This is a genomic window from Burkholderia sp. Ac-20353 (assembly GCF_017104785.1).
In the GTDB taxonomy this organism is placed as follows: domain Bacteria; phylum Pseudomonadota; class Gammaproteobacteria; order Burkholderiales; family Burkholderiaceae; genus Burkholderia.
Genome location: NZ_JAAGPL010000275.1, coordinates 1 through 9,515, shown reverse-complemented (window position 1 = coordinate 9,515; position 9,515 = coordinate 1). Strand labels below are relative to the sequence as shown.

General features: G+C 67.5%; 9 protein-coding genes and 1 pseudogene. 3 read left to right on the top strand and 7 right to left on the bottom strand.

The window, feature by feature from the left end:
* From G3N94_RS42795 to G3N94_RS37535, 3 genes and pseudogenes are all read right to left on the bottom strand, one after another.
* Positions 1–151, bottom strand: a pseudogene (locus G3N94_RS42795) (DoxX family protein); the annotation flags it as partial.
* Between the two features lies 1 nt (position 152).
* Positions 153–2,042, bottom strand: a complete 1,890-nt coding sequence (locus G3N94_RS37540; RefSeq protein WP_205799279.1) for an amidohydrolase — start codon at positions 2,040–2,042, stop codon at positions 153–155.
* Between the two features lie 19 nt (positions 2,043–2,061).
* Complete coding sequence (locus G3N94_RS37535) at positions 2,062–2,229, bottom strand: DUF1427 family protein (protein ID WP_205799278.1); 168 nt, start codon at positions 2,227–2,229, stop codon at positions 2,062–2,064.
* Between the two features lie 146 nt (positions 2,230–2,375).
* Here G3N94_RS37535 and G3N94_RS37530 point away from each other — a divergent pair, with 146 nt between their 5' ends.
* Positions 2,376–3,299: a LysR family transcriptional regulator gene (locus G3N94_RS37530; protein ID WP_205799277.1), complete on the top strand. Its 924-nt coding sequence runs from the start codon at positions 2,376–2,378 to the stop codon at positions 3,297–3,299.
* A gap of 100 nt (positions 3,300–3,399) precedes the next feature.
* Here G3N94_RS37530 and G3N94_RS37525 read toward each other — a convergent pair whose 3' ends face one another.
* The gene (locus tag G3N94_RS37525; protein ID WP_205799276.1) at positions 3,400–4,095 is read right to left on the bottom strand and encodes a hydrolase; all 696 of its coding nucleotides are present in this window, start codon (positions 4,093–4,095) and stop codon (positions 3,400–3,402) included.
* A 282-nt stretch (positions 4,096–4,377) separates the two neighbouring features.
* Here G3N94_RS37525 and G3N94_RS37520 point away from each other — a divergent pair, with 282 nt between their 5' ends.
* Positions 4,378–4,653 (top strand): DUF1427 family protein, encoded by a 276-nt coding sequence (locus G3N94_RS37520; RefSeq protein WP_205799275.1) that lies wholly within the window; start codon positions 4,378–4,380, stop codon positions 4,651–4,653.
* Between the two features lie 191 nt (positions 4,654–4,844).
* Positions 4,845–5,729 carry a pirin family protein gene (locus G3N94_RS37515; RefSeq protein WP_205799274.1) on the top strand — a complete coding sequence of 295 codons (885 nt, stop codon included), beginning with the start codon at positions 4,845–4,847 and terminating at the stop codon, positions 5,727–5,729.
* Between the two features lie 50 nt (positions 5,730–5,779).
* On the opposite strand, the gene G3N94_RS37510 is transcribed toward G3N94_RS37515, so the two are convergent.
* From G3N94_RS37510 to bcsA, 3 genes are all read right to left on the bottom strand, one after another.
* Complete coding sequence (locus tag G3N94_RS37510; RefSeq protein ID WP_205799273.1) at positions 5,780–5,974, bottom strand: hypothetical protein; 195 nt, start codon at positions 5,972–5,974, stop codon at positions 5,780–5,782.
* Positions 5,956–7,512, bottom strand: a complete 1,557-nt coding sequence (gene bcsG / locus G3N94_RS37505; protein WP_205799272.1) for a cellulose biosynthesis protein BcsG — start codon at positions 7,510–7,512, stop codon at positions 5,956–5,958. The genes G3N94_RS37510 and bcsG overlap by 19 nt, the downstream gene beginning before the upstream one ends.
* A 91-nt stretch (positions 7,513–7,603) precedes the next feature.
* Positions 7,604–9,515, bottom strand: a 1,912-nt coding sequence (gene bcsA, locus G3N94_RS37500) for a UDP-forming cellulose synthase catalytic subunit (protein WP_241022300.1), incomplete at its 5' end; no start/stop codon positions are given.

Below are 9,515 nucleotides of genomic sequence, written 5' to 3'. Positions count from 1 at the left end.
CCGCGATCGCGTCGTCGAAGTTCAGCGCCTTGCCGACCCCGCCGATCAGGTACGCGGACACCAGCGCGAGACGCGCGAGCGGCAGCACCCACGGCTGCGCAAGCAGCGCGCGGATCCAGGCGGGATTGCCGCGGCCGGTCAGTGTCGTCATGTCAGATTGCCCAGCACGAACAGCCGAACGCGCCCCAGAAGCCCTTCGCGTCCGACGTCGGCAATGCGCTGCCCCACGCGCCCGCGTGCGCGTGGCCATGCACGTTGCACGCGCTTGCACAGCCGCACTGCGCGGCGGCCGCAGCCCGCTGCAGCGGCGCGCCGTCGCGTTGGGTCACGCCCCAGCCACCATAGCCGCCGTACTGGCGCACCGGCGACCAGTCCGGCATCGCCGGTGGAATCGGCGCGTCGTACCGCGAGAACGGGCCCGCACCCCACACGATCCTGCCGCCGACCACCGTCATCAGCGACGTGGTGTCGACGATGTCGTCTTCCGCGCACGCAAGGAAGTCGCGGTCCGGCACCATCAGGTCGGCCAGTTGCCCGACCGCGATGCGGCCCTTCCTGCCCTCCTCGTTCGAGAACCACGTGACGAACTCCGTCCACATGCGCAACGCGGTCTCGCGATCGAGCAGGTTGCGCTGCGGATACATCCGCAGGCCGCCGACCGTCTTGCCGGTCACGAGCCATGCGAGCGACACCCACGGGTTGTACGACGCAACGCGCGTCGCGTCGGTGCCGGCCGACACCTTCATGCCTTTCGCGAGCATCTTCGCGACAGGCGGCGTCGCTTCGGCCGCCTGAGCGCCATAGCGCTCGACGAAGTACTCGCCCTGGTAGGCCATCCGGTGCTGCACCGCAATGCCGCCGCCGAGTGCCGCGATACGGTCCATCGATTTTTCGGAAACGGTTTCCGCGTGATCGAAGAACCAGTTGATGCCGTCGAGCGGGATGTCCTTGTTTACCTTTTCGAAGACGTCAAGCGCACGGCTGATGGTTTCGTCGTAGGTCGCATGCATGCGCCACGGCCAGCGATTCTGCGCGAGCACGCGCACGACGCCCTCGAGCTCGTCCTCCATTCCCGCCGGCAGCTCGGGACGCGCAACGCGGAAATCCTCGAAATCAGCCGCCGAGAACACCAGCATCTCGCCCGCGCCGTTATGGCGGAAGTAATCGGTACCGTCGTGATACGTGACGCTATTCGTCCAGTTCACGAAGTCTTCCTTCTCGGCCTTCGGCTTCTGCGTGAACAGGTTGTATGCGATGCGGACCGTCATCTCGCCCGCGTCATGCAGCTTGCGGATCACTTCGTAATCGTCCGGGTAATTCTGCGAACCGCCGCCCGCGTCGATCACGCCCGTCACGCCGAGCCGGTTCAGCTCGCGCATGAAGTGACGTGTCGAGTTGTACTGGTATTCGAACGGCAGCTTCGGCCCCTTCGCGAGCGTTGCGTAGAGAATCGTCGCGTTCGGGTTCGCGAGCAGCAGGCCCGTCGGATTGCCCGCGCCGTCGCGCAGGATCGTGCCGCCCGGCGGCTCCGGCGTGTCCTTCGTATAGCCGACGACGCGCAGTGCGGCCGCATTCAGCAGTGCGCGGTCGTACAGGTGCAGGATGAACACCGGCGTATCGGGCGCGGCCGCGTTGAGCTCGTCGATCGTCGGCAGCCGCTTCTCCACGAACTGGTGCTCGGTGAAGCCGCCGACGACGCGCACCCATTGCGGCGCGGGCGTGATCGCGACCTGCTGCCTGAGCATATCCATCGCGACCGCGAGCGAGCGCACGCCGTCCCAGCGCAGCTCCATGTTGTAGTTCAGGCCGCCGCGGATCACGTGCGTGTGATTGTCGATCAGGCCCGGCAGCACGGGCCGGCCCGCGAGATCGATGACCTGCGTCGCGCGGCCCGCGAGCGGCACGACGTCGGCATCGCTGCCGACCGCGACGAAGCGGCCGCCGGCGATCGCCACCGCGGTGGCGATCGGGTTCGAACGGTCCAGCGTGGTAATCCGTCCGTTATGAAGAATGAGATCGGGTTGGATGTCGGTTGCGCTCATGAGCGTATCCTCAGTGCGATTAGAAGCCGAACAACGGTTTGAGGGCCGGGATCGCCTGCGCGCCGATCAGCATGCCGAGCAGGCCCACGAGTGCGATCAACGGCGGCGCGGGCGAGCGGACCCGGATCGCGCTGTAGACGACGCCGACCAGCACGCCGGCGCCCAATGAAAATAGATAAGATTCCATACGATCTGTCTCACGGTCGGATTAGAATGGGCGCCATCGCATCCCGGTCAGCGCGGCCGGGCACTGCACGTCGCCACGCCGACGGCACCGGTTTTTCCCGGCACTGAAAACGGCGCACCACCCCCATCATCGATTTCATATCCACGATGCAACACCTTCCTGATCTCGAAGCCTGGGCCATCTTCGCGCGCGTCGCCGAGACCGGCTCGTTCGCAAAAACCGCCGACCTGCTCGGCACGTCTCAGCCGACCGTGTCGAAGGCGATCGCGCGTCTCGAGCAACGGCTCGGCACGATGCTGCTGTACCGGACGTCGCGCAAGCTGTCGCTGACGCCGACGGGCGAACTGCTGCGCGACCGCGCGATCCGGCTGCTCGCCGACGCCGAGCTGATCGAAAACGAAGCGTCCGCGCACGCGCTCGAGCCGCATGGCCTGCTGCGTGTGAACGCGCCGATGTCGTTCGGCCTGCGCCATCTCGCGCCGGTGCTTCCCGCGTTTCTCGAGCGCTACCCGAGCATCGACATCGATCTCGTGCTCACCGACCATCTGGTCGACATCGTGTCGGGCGGCTTCGACGTCGCGATCCGGATCGCCGAGCTGAACGATTCCACGCTGCGCTCGCGCCGGCTCTGCGCGGTGCGCCGACCGCTCGTCGCATCGCCCGCGTATCTCGACCGCCACGGCCGCCCGACGCACCCGCACGACATCGAGCAGCACACGACGCTGACCTACACGAACCTGCCGACGCCGGAATGCTGGCGCTTCCGCCATGCGGGCTCGGGCGACGAGGTTGCAGTGCAGGTGCGCGGCAGGATCCGCACCAACAACGCCGACGTGATCGTGCCGTCGCTGATCGCGGGCCACGGCCTCGCCCTTCAACCCGAGTTCCTCGTCTGGGACGCATTGCAGCGCGGCGAGCTCGAGGAAGTGATGCCCGACTGGCGGATTGCCGACATCAACGTGAACCTCGTCACGCCGCCCGGCATGCTGCGCGCCGCGCGCGTCACGGTGCTGCTCGACTATCTGGCCGAGCATTTCGCGAACGCGCCGTGGGCACTGGCCACGCGTTGAACGCCGAGCGGCAGTCCGCAGATGCGGCTGCCGCAAGCGGCGTACGAACGCGCAGCGCGCCGCCGGCGCGTGGCGCTTGTTTCACCGCAAATTTCGCCGCTTATTTCGCCACTTTTGCCGGCACGGCCGCCAGCACCTGATGCGGCGCTGCCGTGCGCTGCGGCGCCTTGTGCACCATCGTGTACGCATAGTCGACGCCCATCCCGTAGGCGCCCGAGTGCTCCTTCGCGATCGCCATCACCGCGTCGTACGTATCGCGGCGCGCCCAGTCACGCTGCCACTCGAGCACGACCTGCTGCCACGTGACGGGCACGACCCCCGCCTGGACCATGCGCTGCATCGCGTAGTCGTGCGCATCCTTCGACGTGCCGCCCGAGGCGTCGGCCACCATGTAGATCTCGTAGTCGCCTTCGAGCATCGCGCACAGCGCGAACGTCGTGTTGCAGACTTCGGTCCACAGGCCCGACACGATCACCTTCTTGCGGCCGTTCGCGGCCAGCGCGTCGCGGACCTTCTGGTCGTCCCACGAATTCATCGACGTGCGCTCGAGCAGTTTCGCGTCCGGAAACACGTCGAGCAATTCGGGATACGTGAAACCGGAGAAGCTTTCCGTCTCGACCGTCGTGATCGTGGTCGGGATGTCGAACGCGCGCGCGGCTTTCGCGAGCCCCACGACGTTGTTCTTCAGCGTCTGGCGATCGATCGACTGCACGCCGAAGGCCATCTGCGGCTGCTGGTCGATGAAGATCAGCTGGCTGTTCTGCGGAGTGAGTACTTCTTGCTTCGGATTGCTCATGACGTGTGTCGTCCTTTGAACCGGAGAAATGGGAGGCCCGCCTCGGCCTTGTGAGCGGGCGGAGTCTAGTGTGTGTCGCGCTGGCGCATCGGCAGCCAGGCCGGCTCATTTGACACGTATTCGCGACGAAAGGACACACAAGAAATGGAATCGGTCCGATTCCGGTCAGTGCGTGCATTTCATGCGCTGCCGCTCTTTTCCTGTTCCCGGAAACCCGCTACGCTTTCACGACAGCGACGGCGCCTTGCCCGTCATCGGCCGGCCAACCACGAGACCCGCATCATGAAACCGTATCTCCTGTCGCTTCTTGCCGGCGTGCTTGCCGGTGTCATCTACGGCGCGATCGGCGTGCAGTCGCCGGCTCCGCCCACCATTGCGCTGACGGGCCTGCTCGGCCTGCTCGCGGGCGAGCAGATCCTTCCCGTCGCACGCCGGATGCTGTCGGGCCACCGGCTGAATGCCGCATGGCGCGACGCAAAATGCAGCCAGCACATGTTCGGCCAGTTGCCGGGCGACCAGGCATCCGTGCCGGCCTCGCGGGACCGGCAGCCGTCGTGACACATCGCGATGCGCGCGTCGTCGCGTTGCGCGATCGGCACGCACGCGGATGAACGGGGTCGGCCCCGTTCTCGGACCGATTCTCCGCCCGATTCTCCGCCCGATTCTCGCCCCCACCCCGACCCCGCTCCCGGCCGCTATCGCGGTCGCCCGATGCCGATTCCTCCGACCACGCACACGAGAATTCCGTCATGTCCGCTTCGATCAAGACCCTGCTCACGCCGCGCGAAAGCGACATCGGCAACCTGGTCGTGCGCCGCGTGCTGCCCGCACGCGCCGCGCGTCTCGTCGGGCCGTTTATCTTCTTCGACCACATGGGCCCCGCGGTGCTGCCCGCCGGCAGCGGCGTCGACGTGCTGCCGCATCCGCACATCGGCCTCGCGACCGTCACCTATCTGTTCGACGGCACGTTCATGCATCACGACAGTCTCGGCTTCCGGCAGAAGATCGTGCCCGGCGACGTGAACTGGATGACGGCCGGGCGCGGCATCGTGCATTCGGAACGCACGCCTGACGAAGAACGGCCGCTCGATCAGGCAATCCACGGCATCCAGACCTGGGTGGCGCTGCCGCTCGACCATGAGGACGCGGCGCCCGCGTTCGTCCACCATCCGGCCGATACGCTGCCGTCGTTCACGCGCGACGGCGCAACCGTGCACGTGATTGCGGGCACCGCGTTCGGGCTCGCGTCACCGGTGGAGGTGTTTTCGCCGACGCTTTACGCGCATGTGGAATTCGCAGCTGGCGGCCGCCTCACGCTCGACGCGGAGCATGGCGAACGCGGCGTCTATCTCGTCGACGGCGACCTGAGCATCGACGGCACGCCGCTCGCGAGCGCGACCATGGCCGTGCTCGAGCCCGGCACGACGGTCGAACTCGCGAGCTCGCACGGCGCGCGCGTGATGCTGCTCGGCGGCGCACATCTGCCCGGCGAACGCTTCATCGAGTGGAATTTCGTGTCGAGCTCGCGCGCGAAGATCGCCGCGGCCCGCGAGGCATGGGCCGCGCAAACCTTCGGCAAGGTGCCCGGCGAAGAAAACGAATGGACGCGCCAGCCGGAGCGAAACGCGCATTGAAGAGCCGCCGGCCGTCCGGCAACCGCGGGCAACGGCGGCTTCACCCGCGCCTATTCCCGCAAGCCCATCAGCTTCGCGAGCACCGGCCAGCGCTCGAGCGATTCGACATACGCGCGGCGGGCCTGCTCGTCGACGTAGCGCTCGGGGTCGAGCGCCGGCAGATGGCGCGCAAGGCCGAGCACGTCGTTCGGCTGCGACAGGCGAGCGTCGCCGCCGTCGGCCGGGTTTACTTTTCGTCGATCCATACGCCATCCGGAGTCTTGACCGCGTAGCCGGCGGCCGTCTGCATCGTCACGGTGCCCTCGTTCTCGCCGACCATCCGCGTGCGCGGCAGGTCCGCCGCGTACTGCGCGAGCGTCACGCCCGGCTTGAACGGGCTGTTCGACACGAGATTCGAGATCAGCTGTGACAGCGCGAGGAAGCTCGACGGCTGGTCGATCACGGTCGTCGTGCCGTGGTTGCCCTGGAAGCCGACGAGCCGCACGCCGACCGGCACATGCACGACGCGCGGTGTCGGAATCTCGCGCAGCCCGGCGACCTGGTTCTTGTCGCCGCGCAGCGCCGCGCCGTGCTCGGGCACGAACACGATCACCGCGCGCCGGCCCGACGACGCGATCAGGTCCGCGAGCCGGTCGAAGTCGTTCATCAGCTTCGTCGCGCGCTGCGGATACGAGTCGATGCTCGTCAGCGAGCTGCCGACCACGCGGTTGCCGTCGTGCATGCTGATCGTGTTGTAGTACAGCGCGACCGGCCCCGCTACCGACCCGCGCTGCGCGTACCACTTCGCGAGCGTCGCGTAGTCCTCCTTGATCTCGGAGCCGTCGAACGCATGCATCGCGACCGGCGCGTCCGCGTTCGACACGAGCGGCGCATCGGGCACGCCAATGTTGTCGCGGATGATCTGCAGGAAGTTGTCGAAGTGGCCGTCGTGGTTCAGCAGCGACTGCGCGGTGTAGCCCGCGCGCGCGAGCTGCGAGAACAGGTAGCACTGCTGTGGCGCGGGCTTGTACAGGTCGGCGTGCGCCTCCTGCCCGCAGCTCGCGCGCAGCACGCGGAGCGCCGCCGGGCCGCTGTAGCTCGCGGCCGAGCTGAAGTTCGTGAACAGGTAGTCGAAGTGGCTCAGCATCGGGTGATTGCGCACGTTCGCGGCGTCGAGGTCGTCCCACGCGAGCGAGCACACATGCAGCACGATCACGTCGAACTGCGTCGCCGGATCGTTGCCGAGATGGCCGAACGCGACCTGCCGCTGCGATTCCTGCGTGCGGAACGCGGCGAGCGCCGCGTTGTGATCCTCCGGCTGGCCGGCACGCGCCGCGCCCGCGAGCTGCGTCTGGGCCTGCGCATTCGCACCGGCGCGCGCGATCATCCCGGTGCCCGCCTGCCACAACGGCAGCACGACGAGCGCGGCCAGCACGAACGTCGCGACGCGCAGCCAGCGGTTCACGACGAAGTACACGATCAGGCCGCCGGCGATGGTCAGCAGCAGCATCGGCGGCAACAGGCGCGGCAGCAGCTCCATCCAGTACTCGGCGCGAAACGTGCTGACCTCGCGCAGCGCATCGGCGAGCCGCGCGAGCGGCGGCGCGTGCAGCTCGCGCGCGAGCAGCGGCACGGCGATCGCAATCGCGGCGAGCTGGCGGACGATCCGCCACGCGCGCCGCCGGATCGGCGCGCTGGCCGCGAGCGCCACCGCGAACGCGAGGTTCGCGACCCACATCGGCTCCAGATGGCCCGTCGCGAACATCGCGAACTTCAGGATGAAATACAGATTCCAGAACGTCATCGAAACTACTCCGTCATGAGCGGCGGCGGCCGTCACGCGCCCGCCTCCGCTTCCCGCATCTTTCACGCTTCATGCGTGCTTTATTCAAGCTTCATTCGCGCGCCCGATCGAGCGCCAGCATCGCCTGCACGCTGCGCGATGCCCCTTTCAGCAGGCGCACGTAACCGTCGACGCCCACCTGCAACACTTCCCTGAGCCCGCGCAGCGGCGTGTCGGTGCGCTCGCCTTCGTGCCAGTCGAGCCACGCATCGGCGCGTCCGAACGTGCACTGCACGAGTTGCCGCTCCTGCTCGAGCGTGAGCGCGTCGAAGCTCACGCCGACATGCGTCGGCGTCACACGGCACACGCGCACCGGGAACGGAAACGCCCGGTCGCCGCGCGTCACGCACACGGTCAGCGTATCGCCCGCCGCGAGCTTCAGGCCCGGCACGGCCTCGAGCCCGAGGCCGCCGGCCGAATAATCGCTCGTGAAGCATGCGGCCGTCGTGCCGTCGGCGAGCAGCAGCGTGGCCGGCACGCGCATCGCGATCCGGTGCGTGACGCGCACCTGCTTCGCCTCGCGTGCAACCGCGAGCGCCGCACCGAGCATCGCAAGGTTGTAGACGGTCCAGCCGAGCGTGATCAGGATCGTCGACGCTTCGTCGCCCTGGTCCGCGACCAGCCGCCAGAGGCCGGCCAGGATCGCGAACACGTTCACCGCGAACAGCACGAGGTACGGCTTCGACGTCGACCAGTCGACGTAGCCCTCCTCGATCTTGCCGCCCTTGTCGGTCACGTTGAACTTGCCGTGCTTCGGGCTGAAGAACGCGACCGTCGTCGGCAGCGCGATGTACCACGCGAGCACCGATTCGTAGACTTCCGCCCAGAACGAATGGCGGAAGCGCCCCTGCATCCGCGAGTTCGCGATGTTCGCGAGCACGAGGTACGGCACCACGTAGCTCGCGAGCGCGATTGACGCCGCGTTGATGAAGTACAGGTGGAAGAACAGGTACGCGAGCGGGATCGTCAGGAAGATCAGCCGCGGGATTCCGTAGAAGAAGTGCAGCATCGCGTTGCCGTAGCAGATCCGCTGCACGAAGCCGAGCCCGCGCCCGAGGAACGGATTGTCGATGCGGAAGATCTGCGCCATCCCGCGCGCCCAGCGCGTGCGCTGCTTCACGTGGCCCGCGAGGCTCTCGGTCGCAAGGCCCGCCGCCTGCACGGTCGGCAGGTACGCGGACGTGTAGCCGCGCCGATGCAGCTTGAGCGCCGTATGTGCATCCTCGGTCACCGTCTCGATCGCGACGCCGCCGACTTCCTCGAGCGCGCTGCGCTTCAGCACCGCGCACGAGCCGCAGAAGAACGTCGCGTTCCACAGGTCGTTGCCCGACTGCACGAGCCCGTAGAACAGGTTGCCCTCGTTCGGGATCTCGCGGAACGTGCCGAGGTTGCGCTCGAACGGATCGGGCGAGAAGAAGTGATGCGGCGTCTGCACGAGCGCGCATTTCGGGTCGCGCTGGAACACGCCCATCGTCGTCTGCAGGAACGAGCGGGTCGGCACGTGATCGCAGTCGAAGATCGCGATGTACTCGCCGTGCGTCTTCGGCAGCGCGCGGTTGATGTTGCCGGCCTTCGCGTGCCGGTTGTCGTCGCGCGTCAGATAGTCGATGCCGGCCTCGCGCGCGAACGCCTCGAACTCGGGCCGCTTGCCGTCGTCGAGCAGATACACGCGCAGCTTGGCCGCAGGCCAGTCCATGCTCTGCGCGGCAAACACGGTCGGCTTCACGACCGACAGCGGCTCGTTGTAGGTCGGGATATACACGTCGACCGTCGGCCACGTGTCGGGATCGTCGGACAGCGGCACGATCGGCCGGTCGAGCGGCCACGCGGTCTGCACGAAGCCGAGCAGCAGGATCGGCCGGCGGCCCCAGCGCTGCGCGGAGCGGCCGACCCACGGCGACAGCATCGCGACGATCGCTTGCGGCACGATGATGCACGCGGCGATCACGAGCTGCACGTTGTCG